At 58.0% G+C, this 15,158-nt stretch carries 15 protein-coding genes; 11 read left to right on the top strand and 4 right to left on the bottom strand.

The window, feature by feature from the left end:
* Positions 1–97: 97 nt before the first annotated feature.
* Positions 98–1,285 (bottom strand): MFS transporter, encoded by a 1,188-nt coding sequence (locus tag CSQ86_RS06910; protein ID WP_165773785.1) that lies wholly within the window; start codon positions 1,283–1,285, stop codon positions 98–100.
* A gap of 242 nt (positions 1,286–1,527) precedes the next feature.
* Here CSQ86_RS06910 and CSQ86_RS06905 point away from each other — a divergent pair, with 242 nt between their 5' ends.
* Entirely contained in the window at positions 1,528–1,767 is a 240-nt protein-coding gene (locus CSQ86_RS06905) for a hypothetical protein (protein WP_133119273.1), read from the top strand.
* Positions 1,768–1,790: 23 nt separating this feature from the next.
* Here CSQ86_RS06905 and CSQ86_RS06900 read toward each other — a convergent pair whose 3' ends face one another.
* Positions 1,791–2,606: an HAD family hydrolase gene (locus CSQ86_RS06900; protein ID WP_100494385.1), complete on the bottom strand. Its 816-nt coding sequence runs from the start codon at positions 2,604–2,606 to the stop codon at positions 1,791–1,793.
* A gap of 205 nt (positions 2,607–2,811) precedes the next feature.
* Here CSQ86_RS06900 and CSQ86_RS06895 point away from each other — a divergent pair, with 205 nt between their 5' ends.
* The 8 genes from CSQ86_RS06895 (at position 2,812) to CSQ86_RS06860 (ending at position 11,265) form a co-directional block, all read left to right on the top strand.
* On the top strand, positions 2,812–3,510 hold the full coding sequence (locus CSQ86_RS06895) for a GntR family transcriptional regulator (protein ID WP_100494384.1): 699 nt from the start codon (positions 2,812–2,814) through the stop codon (positions 3,508–3,510).
* A 253-nt stretch (positions 3,511–3,763) separates the two neighbouring features.
* Positions 3,764–5,125 (top strand): PTS sugar transporter subunit IIC, encoded by a 1,362-nt coding sequence (locus CSQ86_RS06890; protein WP_100494383.1) that lies wholly within the window; start codon positions 3,764–3,766, stop codon positions 5,123–5,125.
* 168 nt (positions 5,126–5,293) lie between these two features.
* Positions 5,294–5,593, top strand: a complete 300-nt coding sequence (locus tag CSQ86_RS06885) for a PTS sugar transporter subunit IIB (RefSeq protein WP_100494382.1) — start codon at positions 5,294–5,296, stop codon at positions 5,591–5,593.
* A 57-nt stretch (positions 5,594–5,650) separates the two neighbouring features.
* Positions 5,651–5,977 carry a PTS sugar transporter subunit IIA gene (locus CSQ86_RS06880; RefSeq protein ID WP_100494381.1) on the top strand — a complete coding sequence of 109 codons (327 nt, stop codon included), beginning with the start codon at positions 5,651–5,653 and terminating at the stop codon, positions 5,975–5,977.
* A gap of 32 nt (positions 5,978–6,009) precedes the next feature.
* Positions 6,010–7,446: a 6-phospho-beta-glucosidase gene (locus CSQ86_RS06875; protein WP_100494380.1), complete on the top strand. Its 1,437-nt coding sequence runs from the start codon at positions 6,010–6,012 to the stop codon at positions 7,444–7,446.
* A 61-nt stretch (positions 7,447–7,507) separates the two neighbouring features.
* Entirely contained in the window at positions 7,508–7,768 is a 261-nt protein-coding gene (locus CSQ86_RS06870) for an HPr family phosphocarrier protein (protein WP_100494379.1), read from the top strand.
* Positions 7,768–9,396, top strand: a complete 1,629-nt coding sequence (gene ptsP / locus CSQ86_RS06865) for a phosphoenolpyruvate--protein phosphotransferase (RefSeq protein ID WP_100494378.1) — start codon at positions 7,768–7,770, stop codon at positions 9,394–9,396. Before CSQ86_RS06870 ends, ptsP begins: the two co-directional genes overlap by 1 nt.
* A 516-nt stretch (positions 9,397–9,912) precedes the next feature.
* A complete protein-coding gene (locus tag CSQ86_RS06860; RefSeq protein ID WP_423734810.1) occupies positions 9,913–11,265 on the top strand; it encodes an MFS transporter in 1,353 nt (450 codons plus the stop codon).
* A gap of 284 nt (positions 11,266–11,549) precedes the next feature.
* On the opposite strand, the gene CSQ86_RS06855 is transcribed toward CSQ86_RS06860, so the two are convergent.
* Both CSQ86_RS06855 and CSQ86_RS06850 read right to left on the bottom strand, forming a co-directional pair.
* The gene (locus CSQ86_RS06855; protein WP_100494376.1) at positions 11,550–12,953 is read right to left on the bottom strand and encodes a DHA2 family efflux MFS transporter permease subunit; all 1,404 of its coding nucleotides are present in this window, start codon (positions 12,951–12,953) and stop codon (positions 11,550–11,552) included.
* Positions 12,954–12,995: 42 nt separating this feature from the next.
* The gene (locus CSQ86_RS06850) at positions 12,996–13,514 is read right to left on the bottom strand and encodes a GNAT family N-acetyltransferase (protein ID WP_100494544.1); all 519 of its coding nucleotides are present in this window, start codon (positions 13,512–13,514) and stop codon (positions 12,996–12,998) included.
* A gap of 292 nt (positions 13,515–13,806) precedes the next feature.
* Between CSQ86_RS06850 and CSQ86_RS06845 the strand changes: the two genes are divergently transcribed.
* Positions 13,807–14,640 carry a class I SAM-dependent methyltransferase gene (locus CSQ86_RS06845; protein ID WP_100494375.1) on the top strand — a complete coding sequence of 278 codons (834 nt, stop codon included), beginning with the start codon at positions 13,807–13,809 and terminating at the stop codon, positions 14,638–14,640.
* 115 nt (positions 14,641–14,755) lie between these two features.
* Entirely contained in the window at positions 14,756–15,106 is a 351-nt protein-coding gene (locus tag CSQ86_RS06840; RefSeq protein WP_479855847.1) for a cupin domain-containing protein, read from the top strand.
* Positions 15,107–15,158: the final 52 nt, after the last annotated feature.

Raw genomic sequence — 15,158 nt, 5'->3', positions numbered from 1 at the left:
TCTTTTCCAATAGCCGGAACCGGATACTAGTGCCAGGGGTGCGACAAGGAAGGCGAGAACTGTTCGCTTTTTGGACGGCGATGCATTGAAGGCGGTCTTATGGGCGGCGGGCACTTGGATTTGCTCCATTGTGATTCGTCAGTAGGTAGATGCCGATGGCCATCGGCATGGTGAGCATCAATATCGGGTAGAACCATGCCAAATCAACATTGGCGTAGAGTGCGCCGCCAATGATTGGCCCCAATGCCATGCCCAAGTCAAGACCAATGTAGTACGTAGCATTTCCGCGGCCGCCATGCCCGGTGCCGGCCAGCCGCACGGCAGAGGATTGGCTGACCGAACTCATGATGCCGTACGATGCAGCCATGAAAATGGAGGCGATGAACAGCACGCCATTATTGTTGAGCGTGGCCAGCGCACCGAGCGCAACAATCATGCATGCGGCGCAGAACCATAGGAACCATCGAAATGAGCGTCGGTCGAACATGTTGCGCATTGCTACGCGCAGAATCAGCAGTGCAACGGCATAAAGCGGGAAGAATAGGCTGACATTGATGCTCAGATGGCGAGCTTCCGTATACGTGACGATATAGGACTGCGTGGCGCAATAGGGGATGGCGAACAGCATGAACACTGCCGCCACTGGAATCACGCGAATGGAAATCACCTGCTCTATGCGATCGCGGAGAGTCGGATACTGCGGTTGTTGCGATGGCGTACATAGAGGCGTGGATTCTCCGGTGCGCGTTCGTGATGTCGAACGTGAGCCGTCTTTGCGAACCAGCAGCACCATGATGAGTGCCGCGGTCATCGCCGCAGTGGTCACTGCGAAAGCGGCGCGATAGCCCAGTGAGGCGCATATGCGAATGCCGATTGCCGGTCCAAGCGCCATGGCCAGGGCATTGGCCAAGCCGTAATACCCCATGGCCTTGCCGATATGCGCCAGCGGAATGAGCGACGACATCCAAGCCGCAAGACATACGGACAGACCGGAAAATCCGATGCCATTGATGATTCTGGCTGCAAACAGCGTTGATGCATGAGGGGATGCCATATAGCCGGCATTGGCTGCAATCATCAGCAGGACGGCGATGATGGAGAACCGTTTCATCGGTATGCGGTCGCTTAAGCGGCCCGCCCAAGGCCTGCAAAACAGAGAGACGATGTTCATTGTGCCGGCAATGATACCGGCGAACTCTCCGTTCGCTCCCAAAGAGTGCGAGTAGCCCACAATCAGCGTGGTGCCCATCATGGTGCCGGACATGTAGAAAAAGGCGGCTGTCATGATTAAGATGATGCTGCCGTTCATGAACGAATCATTGTCTGTGGGCTCATTAGTATGGTCAAAACCTTGTGTTTGTGCCGATAATGCCGGCATATGCATGCTCTCCTTATGCTTTGCTGCGAATGCAGGCCAATCATCGATAGGCCCCTTGTGCAGCACTTCCAAGCAATGCATTGTAGGGAATCATATGAGTGCACGCAGTGGTCAACTGCTCTCTATTATGGGTTGGGTTCACTCTTTTGGTGAGTAAGGTTCCCGGTGTCACGTTGATTGACATGGAGCAATACACCTTCGAGGAATTCAATACATGTGCCGCCAATGGCGATCTCATCGTCGCGCGAACATTCGGCACCGACATCCACCCGATGATACGCACCATACCGGTGGAGTGGAATGTAACCATTGGTTACGGATTGTTCTATCCGATTAATCCATCGGAAGCGGTACGGCTGTTCGTGGACGCGATGACCGCCGTGCGATAGCAGTAAGTGCACAGCGGGCGGCGTTATGGCAGGAGCCGATGCAGGGCTGCAGCCAAGCCGTTGTTATCGACGTGTGGCGCAATCATATCGGCGACTGACTTGGCAGGTGCTGTGCCATTGCCCATCGCCACGCCGATGCCTGCGGCCTGAATCATCTCAAGATCGTTTTCGCTGTCCCCAATGGCGATGGTATCGGCTATCGGCACGTTGAGACGCTGAGCAATGGTGGTGAGCGCGGTTCCCTTGTTGACTCCGGGGATAAGAATTTCACCGTTGTCGTCGCTGGAAGCGTGGATGGATCCGTGGATGATGGTCGCGTATCCTGCAAGTGCGTGCTGCACGTCCTCTATGGTGAGACTGCCATCTTCGGGGATGTAGAACGTGCCTTTGCGAACCAATGGCAGAGGGACGGAATGGTCGGTGATGGTGTGCCAGGAACCGCGCATCTGCGGATGCCGCAGCAGTTTGCGCCAGATGCCAATCCGGTACAGGTAGCGTTCGGTAGCGTGCATGCCGTCGGGGCAGTGCCAGGCATACGGCATGGAGTGTGCGGTGAAGAACGAGGTCGCCATGCGGACGGAGTCAGCGGGCATACGCTCGTCGATAATGGTCTCGCCGTCGAGCTTGGCGCATGCGCCGCCGTCGGATACGATGCCGTCGAACCCAAGTTCGAGCACCGGCGGATCGATGTCCAGCGCCGCACGGCCCGAACAGATGAACAGTCGGTGACCGGCCTGTTGTGCTCGGTGGCACTCCTCTCGCGCGGATTCGGGAATGCGGTGGCTGCTGTCCAGCAGTGTTCCATCGATGTCAATGAATACTAGTTTGGGCTTGCTCATGCGCGTACTCTCCTATGGAATGTCGACATCAGCGTCTGAACTGTAGATGGTGTTCCCTAAGAATAATTCATTCGAATGAATCATGCAATTATGGGTGATGGATGTGTCTGTAATTCGAATGAATATGAGTCATGCGATAATATGGATTATGTGTGTCGCGGCGATGTGGCGCGGCTGGATGATGCGATTTCGGAGGGCATGTCATATGAAGTACCGTGAACTGGCGAAGATTCTTAAGGTGGAGATCGACAAGGGCAAATATCGTGACACGGGAAAGCTGCCCACCGAGCCCGAGCTCATGGAGCAGTTCGGCGCGACCCGGTACTGCGTGCGTAACGCCATTGCCATGTTGGTCGAGCTTGGCGATGTGTATCCGGTGCAGGGCAGCGGCATGTTCGTCCGGGAGAACAGGCGTGAGGGCTGCCTCAACATCAACGGCACGAGAGGCATGACTTCGGAGTTTCCCGGCCATTCCGTGTCCTCCAAGCTGATCAAGCTGGAGCAGCGCGAAGCGGGCGCGGATTCCGCGCGCCTCAAGTGCGCCGTCGACGCCAAAGTCTATAGCGTCTCGCGCCTGCGTCTGTTGGATGACGAGCCTTTCGCCATCGAGTACGCCCTGTATCTCAAGGAGTTCGTGCCGTATCTCAACGAGGAGATCGCCAGCGGCTCTATCTATGCGTATATTCGCGAGGACCTGGGGCTGAGTACGGGCTTTGCAGACAAACTGATATACGCGCGAGAGCTGGATCATGGCCGGGCCGACCTCCTTGGCCTGTCGGCTGGGGATCCTGCCCTGGTGGTCGAGGACGACGCCTATCTGGCCAGCGGCCGCATGTTCAACGCCGGCACGGTCTACTACCACTATAAGAAGGCCACGTTTTTTAATTTTGCCGACCTGAAGTAGTCCCTTATATGCGTGAGGCGGCGTCGCCGGTGGGGGAGGCGCGTCGTCTCGCGGTATTCCCTCGGGGAGGCGACACGCCGTATCCAAAAATCATTCGAATGAATTTGACGCAGCCGAATGAAACTCGTATATTGTAGTCAAGTCATTCGGATTATGCCTATTCATTCGAATGACTTGATACTGAACAAGAGGAATCGGGCCGGCAACAAGGACGCCGGCCCGGGGACATCAACCAGTCCAAAGGAGGACGAGAATGAAGGAGTTCGGCAACAAACTGCTCAACGGCTTCATGAAATTCGCGACGACCAAGGCGGTCACCGCTCTGAAGGACGGCTTCGTGCTCACGATGCCGGCCACCTTGGTGGGTTCGCTGTTCCTGCTGCTCGCGAACCTGCCGTTCGAGGGCTACACGGACTTCATGAACAATCTGCTGACCGACAAGTGGAACATCGGCCTGAACCAAGTTTCCGCCGGAACATTCAATATCCTGGCCGTCATCATCGCGGTCGGCATCGGCTTCGCCTACGCGCGCAACGAGAAGGAAGACGGCATCTCCTCCGGTCTGCTGGCTCTGGTCGCCTTCTTCATCCTCTCCCCGTCCTCGGTGAGCATCGACCACAGCACCGTCGACGCGATCAAGGAGGGCACCACCGCCTCCGTGTCCGGCGCGATCTCCACCTCATGGACCGGCGGCAACGGCGTGATCACCGCCATCATCGTCGGCCTGCTGTCCGGCCTGGTGTTCGTCAAGTGCATGAAGCACAACCTCAAGATCAAACTGCCCGACTCCGTGCCCGAAGGCGTGTCCAACGCGTTCTCCGCCATGATCCCCGGTTTCTTCGTGGTGCTCGGCTCCGCCGTCATCTACCACCTGTGCCAGGTGTTCGGCGGCGTGAGCTTCACCGAACTCATCTTCAAGATTCTGCAGACCCCGATGCAGAACCTCACCGACAACTGGGCCGGCGCGATCATCATCACCCTGCTCATCTCCATCCTCTTCTGGTGCGGCATCCACGGCCCGAACGTCGTCATGGGCATCATGGCTCCGCTGCTGACCGCCAACTCCGTGGCCAACCAGGCCCTCATGGATGCCGGCAAGGCCGTGACCACCGCCGACGGCGGCCACATCCTCACCCCGCAGATCGTCGACTGCTTCGTCAAGTTCGGCGGCACCGGCATCACCCTCGGCCTGCTCATCGCCGGCCTGATCGTGGCCAAGTCCAGCCAGATGAAGGAAATGTCGAAGCTGTCCGTCGTGCCCGGCCTGTTCAACATCAATGAGCCTGTCATCTTCGGCCTGCCGATCGTGTTCAACCCGTTCTTCCTGATCCCGTTCATCGTCGTCCCGCTGATTGCCATGATCATCACCTACGGCGCGATGTACATCGGCTTCCTGCCCCCGTTCGGCGCCGTCCAGGTGCCGTGGACCACCCCGGTGATTATCTCCGGCTTCCTGCTGGGCGGCTGGAAGGCCGCGCTCATCCAGCTCATCATCCTCGTGATCTCCGTGGTCGTCTACCTGCCGTTCGTCAAGAAGCAGGACCAGGCATGGGTCGCCGAACAGGCCGCCAACGACGCCGACATCGAGACGGCCGCCGCCGCGGCCAAGGCCTGAGACGCCGCATCGAACGGCCCAACTCTTCCGATCGGCAATGGTCGGATGACATGGGAGCCCGGTACGAGCAACCACCCTTGCCGGGCCCCCTCCTTAATCAACACTCAATACACCCATAACAACCAACCGCCCCACGATCGGTGTGGGGCCCACTGAAAGGAAAACACCATGAAGATCGTACTGTGCTGCAACGCTGGAATGTCCACCAGCATGCTGGTCAAGAAGATGCGCGCCGCCGCCGAGGCCAAGGGTATCGAGGCCGAAATCGACGCCTACCCGATCTCCGAGGTCGAGGAGAAGGCCGCGAACGCCGACGCCGTGCTGCTCGGCCCGCAGGTGCGCTACGAACTCGACCACGTCAAGAAGCTGCTGCCCGGCAAGCCGGTCGAAGCTATCAACCCGCAGGACTACGGCATGGTGCGCGGCGACAAAGTGCTCGAACACGCCATCGCCATCGCCTCCAAGTAACCCGGCATCAACAGACAGACAACCGACAACCAAACGAACGAACCAAGGGTGGTAACAATGGCAGAAGACAACAAGGACTTCGACTGGGAGACCCTCTGCTTCCAGATGATCACGGCCGCGGGAAGCGCCAAATCCGACTACATCGAGGCGCTGCAGGCGGCCAAGGCCGGCAAATACGACAAGGCCGACGAACTCATCAAGAGCGGCGACCAGAGCTTCGCGACCGGCCACGACCTGCACACCAACCTCGTGCAGCGCGAGGCATCCGGCGAGAAGATCGAGATCAGCCTGCTCATGACGCACGTCGAGGACCAGATGATGGCCGCGGAGACCGTCAAACTGTTGGTCAACGAGCTCATCGCGCTGTACAAGAAGATCAACTGACCCACAGGGCTTATCAGGAAAAGGAACACAACATGGGTTTCCCAAGCAACTTTCTGTGGGGCGGCGCAGTGGCCGCCCACCAGCTCGAAGGTGCGTGGAACGAAGACGGCAAGGGCGTATCCATCGCCGACGTGATGACCGCGGGCGCGCACGGCGTGCCCCGGCAGATCACCGATAGCGTCGAGACCGGCAAGATCTACCCGAACCACTGGGGCAACGACTACTACCACCGCTTCCGCGGCGACGATTCGCTGTTCCAGGAGATGGGCTTCAAATGCTTCCGCACCTCCATCGCCTGGTCGCGCATCTTCCCTAACGGCGAAGAGGACGAGCCCAACGAGGCCGGACTGAAGTTCTACGACGACCTGTTCGACGACCTCAAGGCCAAGGGCATGGAACCGGTAGTGACGCTCTCGCACTTCGAGATGCCGCTCAACCTGAGCCTCAAATACGGAGGGTTCACCGACCGAAGGCTCATCGACCTGTTCGTCAAGTTCGCGCTCACCGTCATGGAACGCTACAAGACCAAGGTGAAGTACTGGCTGACCTTCAACGAGGTCAACAACCAGATGAACCTCGACAACCCGATCTTCGCCTACACCGACTCCGGTATCCGGTTCTCCGAGACGGACACGATCCACGAGCGCAAGCGCAAGGTCTGGCAGGCCGTGCACAACGAGTTCGTCGCCAGCGCCCTGGTCGTCAAGCGCGGCCACGAGATCAACCCCGACTTCCAGATCGGATGCATGCTGGCCATCGTGCCGATCTACCCGGCCACCTGCAACCCCGACGACGTGATGCGCGCCGAAGTCGCCATGCGCGACCGGCTCGTGTTCGGCGACGTGTACGTCAACGGCGAATACCCGAACTACGCGAGGAACATGTGGTCCCGCGAGGACATCACCCCTCACATGGAGCCGGGAGACGAGACGGCCATCGCCGAAGGCACGGTCGACTTCATCTCCATCAGCTATTACATGTCGATGGCCCTGTCCGCCGACGACTCCACCCCCGGCGACTTCGACTCCGGCATCGCCGGCGTGGTGCGCAACACGTACATCCCCGCCACCAAATGGGGCTGGCAGATCGACCCCGTCGGCCTGCGCTACGCGCTGAGCGTCCTGTATGAACGCTACCGCAAGCCGATTTTCATCGTGGAGAACGGCTACGGCGCATACGACACCGTCAACCCGGACGGCACCATCGACGACGACGACCGCATCGACTACCTGCGCGCCCACATCGAACAGGTTGGCAAGGCCATCGACCTCGACGGCGTGGAAGTCATGGGCTACACCGTGTGGGGCTGCATCGACGTGGTCAGTTTCGGCACCGGCGAATTCAAGAAACGCTACGGATTGATCTACGTCGACGCCGACGACGAAGGCCATGGCACCTTCGAACGCCGCCGCAAGAAATCCTTCGGCTGGTACCAGAAAGTCATCGCCACCAACGGCGAACAGCTGTAAACCACATTACGTATACAAGGCGCTTCAAGCGCAACGCATCAAACGTATAAGGAGCATCATCATGTCTCAGGAATTCACGTTCACCGTATCCGACCCCGAGGGCATGCACGCCCGCCCCGCCGGACTGCTGGTCGCTAAGGCACAGGAATACCAGTCGAGCATCATCGTCACCCGCAACGGCAAGTCCGTGGACGCCAAGCGCATTTTCGGTGTCATGGGACTCGGCGTCAAGCAGGGCGACGAGGTCACCGTCAAGGTGCAGGGCAACGACGAGGTCAAGGCCGCCGCCGAGTTCAAGCAGTTCCTCAAGGAGAACCTGTGATGAGAACGATACAAGGCGTTGGAGTCTCCGCCGGCATCGCCATTGGCGCGATCCGCGTGCTCGACACCGCCGACCACGCCGTGGAACGCCGCGTGGTCGACGACCCGAAGGCCGAAGTGGAACGCTTCCGCGCGGCCCGTGATACGGCCGTCAACCAGCTGAAGCAACTGCGTGACAAGACCGCGGCGGAGTTCGGTGAAGGTAAGGCGGAGCTGTTCGATACCCATCAGCTTATGCTGCAGGATCCGGATTATGTGGAAAGTATCGAAGATCTGATTGCGCAGAGCAAAGTGAACGCAGAGTTTGCGGTCAACAGCACCGCCGAACAGTTCGCCGCCATGTTTGCCGCGATGGACAACTCGTACATGCAGGCGCGCGCCGCCGATGTCAAGGATGTCTCCCGCCGCGTGATCAACGTGCTCGAAGGCAAGCGTGGAGGAGCCGCTGAAGATGAGGATGGTGGCGAGAGTCGGATCATTCTTGCCGAGGATTTGGCTCCTAGCGAGACCGTGCAGCTCGACCGCGCCAAGGTTTTGGGCTTCGTGACCGCCAAGGGCTCCGCGAACTCGCACACCGCAATCCTGGCCCGCACGATGGGTCTGCCCGCCATCATCGGCATCGGCGATGCTTTCGATCCGGACGACGACGGTCATACCGCAGTGATTGACGGCACCAGCGGCCTGGTGTTCGTTGATCCGGATGAGGAGACCCTCGCTGAATATCAGGGCAAGAAGGCCAAGTACGAGGAGCATCTGCGTCTGCTGCAGGAGCTCAAGGGCAAGCCTACCGAAACCAAGAGTGGCCAGAAGGTTCGCCTGTATGCCAACATCGGGCGCCCGTCCGATGTGGCCGCAGTATTGGCCAACGACGCCGAAGGCATCGGCCTGTTCCGCAGTGAGTTCCTGTACTTGGAGAGTGAGGACTATCCGACCGAGGAGTTCCAGTTCCAGGCATACAAGGAAGTCGCGCAGAAGATGGGTGACCGACTCGTCGTCATCCGCACGCTCGACATCGGTGCTGACAAGCAGGTCGGCTACTTCAATCTGGAGCATGAGGACAACCCCGCCCTCGGTTACCGCGCCATCCGTATCTGCCTGACCCGGCCGGAGATTTTCAAGGTGCAGTTGCGCGCCCTGCTGCGCGCCTCCGTGTACGGCAATATCGCCATCATGCTGCCCATGATCACCTCGGTTGAGGAAGTGCGCGACGCCAAGAAGATTCTCGAAGAGGTCAAGGAGGAGCTGCGCGGCGAGCACATCGACTTCAACGAGCACATCCAGGTCGGCATCATGATCGAAACGCCCGCCTCGGTCATCATGGCCGATGAACTGGCCGCCGAGGTCGACTTCTTCTCCATCGGCACCAACGATCTGACCCAGTACACGCTGGCCTGCGACCGGCAGAACCCGAACCTCGGACGCTTTGCTGACACACATTCGCCAGCCGTGCTGCGCATGATCAAGATGGCCACCGATGCCGCGCATCGCCACGGCATCTGGTGCGGCATCTGCGGTGAATTGGGCGCTGATCTGAGTCTGACCGACAAGTTCCTCGAGATCGGTCTCGACGAACTGTCCGTCTCGCCCACCAGCGTCCTGCCCCTGCGCAACGCCATCCGCAATCACTGAGCGATACTAAAAGACATTAATGGCCCGCCCTGCAACATATGTTGTGGGTGCGGGCCATTGGCGTATCTGTGGTTATGTGGTTTGCTGCATTGCCGCTCTGCCTGTGTCCCACAGAATGGACATGGTGCGCCGGATCTAAGCAGCATGTCAACGTCGATGATTATGGTCAGCAACTATGTGTTCTATGCGTTGCATGATGACGATGGCGCGATTCGCGCTGAAGCCTGCGATCTAACGGGTAAGTAGGCCCATGCGTGGGCCTTGGCATACTTAATTCAGCGGGTATGCCGGTTTTTGTCATATGCAAATCAACACTGCGCGATATCGATATGTAGCAATAAACAATCCATATCGTTCGTCTGTCGCGCGAGAGAGAAAGTTCAGAACACGTATATGTCTCATCAATGCTCCGAGGAATCGACGCTGCCCGAAAACGGGACGGTGCCCGGTTCGGCTTCAGAATCGACGTCTGCGCCGTCTGGCGGGCTTGCACTTGATCCATCTGAAACCGGATGGATGCAACGTGCCGCACTGCTGCTTACCGGTCAGGCGTTTTCGCTACTTGGCTCCAGCGTGGTGCAATTCGCCATCTGGTGGTGGATTGTCCTGCAAACCCGAACCGGTTCGGCCATGCTGCTGGCCACCCTGTTTGGTGTATTGCCGCAGTCATTGGTCTCAATTTTCGGCGGGCCAATGGCCGACCGATACAATCGTAAAGCGCTGATTATCCTGCCGGATTTGATTATTGCCGGTGTGACTGTGCTGCTGTCCGTCAGTTTTGCGCTGAACTGGGCAAGCCTGTCGCTGATTTTCGTCGTGCTGCTGATTCGCTCGGCTGGTGGCGGCATCCAGCAGCCGGCCGTGCAATCGTTTATTCCGGATGTGGTTCCGGAAAGTAAATTGCTGCGTGTCAATGCGATATTCGGCGTGATTGACTCGGCGAATCGCATCGCTGCGCCCGCGCTTGCTGCAGTACTGGTCAACTTGGTGCCATTGTGGGCGATCCTGCTGGTGGATGTGACCACTGCGGTGATTGGCGTGAGTTTTGTTGCGCTGATTCGCGTACCTCGTGCGGTTGTGCGGAATACTGCTGCGCAGGATAGTGTTGTGCAGAGCAATACTGTGCAGAATGATGCCGTGGAAGCACGGGGGAGCGGTGCAACTGCCGGTGGCACTGACTCTGCTGCCGCCCGTCCCATCGCAATTCTGCGTCGTACCTTTGCCGATTTGAAGACCGGACTGGCGTATGCGATGCACCATCCGCATCTTAAAGGTGTGATTCTTGGCGATGCGCTGACCTGCTTGATGTCGGTCGCGCCGATGAATTTGACCTTGCTGCTCATGACCCGCGAATACGAGGGTATCAATCTGAACCTCGGATTCATAAACCTGACTACCGCCTCTGACAAGCTCGCGGCCAACGAACTGGGTTTAAGCGTCGGCATGCTGCTCGGCGGTGCACTGATGTCTGCCATCGGTCCCAAGTTGCTCAACAGAAGTGTTGCGCAAATGTATGCCGTTGCACTTGGCATCGCTATGGTCGGTATCACGGTCATTGGCCTGGGCGTCTCCCGGAACCTGCTGGTGTATCTCATCATCGATGTGTTGAACGGTGTTGCTTCAGCGGTTTGCGTCGGCCCGATGCGTACGGTGATGCAGTCCGAATCCGATGAATCAATGGTCGGTCGCGTATTCGGCCTCGATACCATGCTGTCCACGCTCGGCATGCCGTTGGGCATGCTCATCTTCGCGCCACTTGCCGATGTGATTCCTATCGCGTGGGTGTTTGTGGCCGGTGGCCTGCTGACGCTGCCGGTTGCCTGGTATGTGCTGATGCTGTCGCGCAGAGATGTGCCGCAACGCGCGTAATTGAATATTCTTTTCTGGTTAGTGGTCGATGCAATGCAGCCAGTTCATGCCCGGCTGGCTGCATTCAGCGCCCTCAGCGCAGTCAGACGGGCAGATGACGGGTAGACGGCTTCGTTGAATTCAGCTCAATGAAGCCATCTGCCATTTGGTGCCCAGTAGACTTCGATTACCTTGTTTCCGTGAGGCCAGATGGGCAAGTGTTGGTTAGTTGGCTTCATGAGGGCGTCTCAATGAAGTTGCCCGGGCAGGTTATGGCAATATGCCATCTCCTATCGCACGTCCCATCAATCGCGGTCGCGTACGAGGAGCGAGAGTGCGAATGCTGCCACTGCCACGATGGTGGCGATGAGGAACACTGCATCCACGCCATGTGCAAGGCCGGCGGCCGCCGAGCCTGCTACGGATGCCGGCTGCGTGTTCATCGTCATGATGGTGAAGTTGATGGCGATGCCAATGGCGGCGCATGTCTGACGCAACGTATTGTTCATCGCCGTGCCATGAGGCAGCATCGGCCCGGTCAGCTGGTTGAGCGCCGTGGTGGTGAGCGGCATCAGGCAAAATGCCACACCGGTCATCATGATGGTAAAGAACAATGCCGGATACCATGCCGGTGTGCTGGCGGTCATGCGAGACAAGGCGAATGTGGCCACGGCGATCACGGCAATGGAGGGTGGGGCGATGCGACGAATGCCGATGCGATCGAACAGCCGGCCGGCAGCCGGATTGAATATGCCTTCAGCCACGCCTCCGCCCATCAACAGCAAACCGGACTGTAGGGCAGTCATACCCAGCGAATTCTGTATGTACATCGGCAGGATGTTCATCGTGGCGATGAAGGTGACGAATACCAGTACGATCACCAGCATCGATAAGGCGAACATCGGCCGAGCGAATACGCGGAAGTCGAGCATCGGACGCTCGAGATGCAGCTGACGATGAATGAATGCGCATAGCGCGACCGCGCCGATGATAAGCGAGCCCAACGTATCCGGAGAAGCCCAGCCTGACTGGCCGGCAAGACTGAAGCCAAGCAGTAATCCGCCGAAACCAAGTGTGGAGAGCACAATCGAAAGCATATCGATTGTCGGATTGGTCTGCGTGGTCACGTTCTTCACCGTCGGGATGGCGAGGACCAATACGGTGACGGCGATGACGATCAGCGGCACAAAGAGGAATCGCCACGGCAGAAAATCAATAATCAGACCAGACAAAGTTGGGCCCAGTGCCGGAGCGAATGCGATGACCAGGCCGAACCAACCCATTGCCGTACCGCGTTTGTCTGGTGGGAATGTAAGGAACAGTACCGTTTGCAGCAGCGGCATCACAATGCCCGCGCCGGTTGCCTGCAGAATACGGCCCAACAGCAGCACCCAGAATCCGGGTGCGAATGTGCAGACGAGCGTGCCAAACAGGAACATGCCGATGGCATAGAAGAACAACTGGCGTGTGGTGAACCGCTGAATCAGAAATGCAGTGATTGGAATCATGATGCCGTTGGTAAGCATGAATCCGGTGCTCAACCATTGCACGGTGTTGCTGGGCAGACCGAAATCGCGCATCAGATGCGGCAGTGCCGCAGTCATCAGCGTTTGGTTCAAGATTGCAGTGAAGCTGCCGACCATCATCACAATGATCGGTACTAAAGACTGCGCGTTATTCGTTGTGTTCACGGGCGCGACGGAATTCATGGAATACCTCGGTTGGTTGGAGACGAATCCAGCTGATTTCGGTCAACGCCGCATGATTGCAGCGCCGTAGCCCCTGCCGGCGATGTCAGCGACCAGTGTAGCGTCTGGGCTGACATGGGTAGATTCCGCCCGCCAGATCATACCGATGTGGGGGATGCCGTCTTCCAGAAATTCGTCGGAGACCTGCGTGAAACCGAGGTGCTCGTATAGCTTGCGCGCGTAGGTTTGGGCCTCGATGTGCACGGTGTCGGCATGCATACGCTCCTGTGCCACTTTCAGGCCTTCGCGCGCAATGCGGGTGCCGAGGCCTTGCCATCGGTGAGTAGCTAATACGCGGCCGATGGATGCTTCGGGGAAGGTGATACCTGGGTCGATTACGCGGCAGTATGCGGCGATGCCGTTCTCGTCATGCAGGAACACGTGCCAGCAGTGTCGGTCCGCCTCATCCACTTCCTGATAGGCGCAGTGCTGTTCCACCACGAACACCGCCACGCGTACACGGTAAATCTCGTACAATTCTGCCGCGCTGAGTTCTTCAAACCGCTTTACTGTCAACTGCATGCGGCCAGTGTATAAGCTGCATGCGAATTTCAGGTTTGACATGCATCGCCTCCTAAGAGGCTAAAACGTTCGTATGTCCGCGCAATCCGCGTACCCTGCGCAAACAAACGAACGTTTTCTATATCAAAATCCTTTGTATGTTCGCGCAGCACTCGCCAGTTGCGCGAACATGCGGGCGATTTGAGGTAACGTTTGGCCTGCAATCGGCTCGCAATCCTGCGAGCGTATATCACATTTGATACTGAAAAACCAGTCTGTTGCGTTCGCGATTGATTCCGTATGCTTGAGGCCTATGAACGAACGTAACAGTACTTTGGCGGCAACGCCTATTGAATCATCGCAGTTGCCTCAAGCCGATCGTGGCGCGGAACATATGCAAGGCCATTGGGTGCTCGCCCAACTTGGCAAACGCGTGCTCAGGCCAGGTGGCGAGAAACTGACCAAGCGCATGCTGGCATACCTGCCGATCGCCGGTAAGCGCGTGGTGGAGTTCGCGCCAGGGTTGGGACGCACTACTCGGCTGATTCTGAGCGCTGGCCCTGCTGGTTACACTGGTGTCGACCGGGACGAGCAAGTGGTGAAGATCATCGGCCCGCTGGCTGCATCAGTCGGAGGCTCATGCATCCAGGCCGATGCTGCGCAAACTGGCTTGCCGGATGAATCGGCGGACGTGGTGATTGGTGAGGCGATGCTGACCATGCAGTCCGAACGCGGCAAGCATGCAATTATCAGTGAAGCCCATCGCATCCTGAAACCGGGCGGATTGTATGCGATTCATGAAATGGGCCTTGCTCCAGACAATATCGACGAATCCGTTAAGGATTCGATTCGTAAAGACTTGGCCCGTGCCATCAAAGTCAACGCGCGTCCGCTGACTGCTGCTGAATGGCAGACCGTACTGGAATCGGAAGGATTTGAAGTGCTGTGGAGCGGCGTGGAACCTATGGCATTGCTGAAGATGCGTCGCAATCTTGCGGACGAGGGCATCGGTGGTGTGCTGCGCATCATGCGTAATGTGCTAACGCATCCGGATTTGCGTGCGCGCGTATTGGAAATGCGCCATGTGTTCAACACCTATGGTGATACGCTTACCGGCATCGCATTCGTGGCGCGGCGCAAGGCTTAATGCCGGCAATGCCACTGTTGAGAGATTAAACTGATGCTTTACGCGTTAATTGAAAACGCATAGAGCGGGCATCGAGGCCTACGACTCATATGCCATATATATAAGGAGTCTTGATATGACTGACGAAAATGCAACTAAGAACGCTGATCCAATGGTGATGGAATTCATCGATGACCTGAACCCGCTGGTCGAAGTACAGCCTGAGGCCACTGTTTCCCGCACGGTGATGCAGGTGGAAGGTGCCAACGTAGTGCTGTTCTCCTTCGACAAAGGTCAGGAACTGAGCGAACACACCGCTGCCATGCCGGTGCTGGTGCAATGCCTCGAGGGCCATCTCAAGGTGACCGGTGGTGGCAAAACCGTGGACCTCGTGCCTGGCGGCATCCTGCACTTCCCGACCCGTCTGCCGCATGCGGTTTACGCCGAGGAAGCGTCCAAGATGATGCTGATTATGATGCGTCACTGATGCGAAATGTTGGCGCGAAGCTGATGCGAGCTTTGCGTCTTCGTAACGTACA

Source organism: Bifidobacterium felsineum (genome assembly GCF_002802915.1).
GTDB classification, from domain to species: domain Bacteria; phylum Actinomycetota; class Actinomycetes; order Actinomycetales; family Bifidobacteriaceae; genus Bifidobacterium; species Bifidobacterium felsineum.
This window is presented reverse-complemented; position numbering and strand designations above follow the sequence as displayed.

What these genes read in the sequence shown, in the direction of transcription:
- CSQ86_RS06910 (WP_165773785.1), bottom strand. Translation starts at nt 1,285, where the DNA reads ATGACAGCCGCCTTTTTCTACATGTCCGGCACCATGATGGGCACCACG.
- CSQ86_RS06900 (WP_100494385.1), bottom strand. Translation starts at nt 2,606, where the DNA reads ATGAGCAAGCCCAAACTAGTATTCATTGACATCGATGGAACACTGCTG.
- CSQ86_RS06895 (WP_100494384.1), top strand. Translation starts at nt 2,812, where the DNA reads ATGAAGTACCGTGAACTGGCGAAGATTCTTAAGGTGGAGATCGACAAG.
- CSQ86_RS06890 (WP_100494383.1), top strand. Translation starts at nt 3,764, where the DNA reads ATGAAGGAGTTCGGCAACAAACTGCTCAACGGCTTCATGAAATTCGCG.
- CSQ86_RS06885 (WP_100494382.1), top strand. Translation starts at nt 5,294, where the DNA reads ATGAAGATCGTACTGTGCTGCAACGCTGGAATGTCCACCAGCATGCTG.
- CSQ86_RS06880 (WP_100494381.1), top strand. Translation starts at nt 5,651, where the DNA reads ATGGCAGAAGACAACAAGGACTTCGACTGGGAGACCCTCTGCTTCCAG.
- CSQ86_RS06875 (WP_100494380.1), top strand. Translation starts at nt 6,010, where the DNA reads ATGGGTTTCCCAAGCAACTTTCTGTGGGGCGGCGCAGTGGCCGCCCAC.
- CSQ86_RS06870 (WP_100494379.1), top strand. Translation starts at nt 7,508, where the DNA reads ATGTCTCAGGAATTCACGTTCACCGTATCCGACCCCGAGGGCATGCAC.
- ptsP (WP_100494378.1), top strand. Translation starts at nt 7,768, where the DNA reads ATGAGAACGATACAAGGCGTTGGAGTCTCCGCCGGCATCGCCATTGGC.
- CSQ86_RS06860 (WP_423734810.1), top strand. Translation starts at nt 9,913, where the DNA reads ATGCAACGTGCCGCACTGCTGCTTACCGGTCAGGCGTTTTCGCTACTT.
- CSQ86_RS06855 (WP_100494376.1), bottom strand. Translation starts at nt 12,953, where the DNA reads ATGAATTCCGTCGCGCCCGTGAACACAACGAATAACGCGCAGTCTTTA.
- CSQ86_RS06850 (WP_100494544.1), bottom strand. Translation starts at nt 13,514, where the DNA reads ATGCAGTTGACAGTAAAGCGGTTTGAAGAACTCAGCGCGGCAGAATTG.
- CSQ86_RS06845 (WP_100494375.1), top strand. Translation starts at nt 13,807, where the DNA reads ATGAACGAACGTAACAGTACTTTGGCGGCAACGCCTATTGAATCATCG.
- CSQ86_RS06840 (WP_479855847.1), top strand. Translation starts at nt 14,756, where the DNA reads ATGACTGACGAAAATGCAACTAAGAACGCTGATCCAATGGTGATGGAA.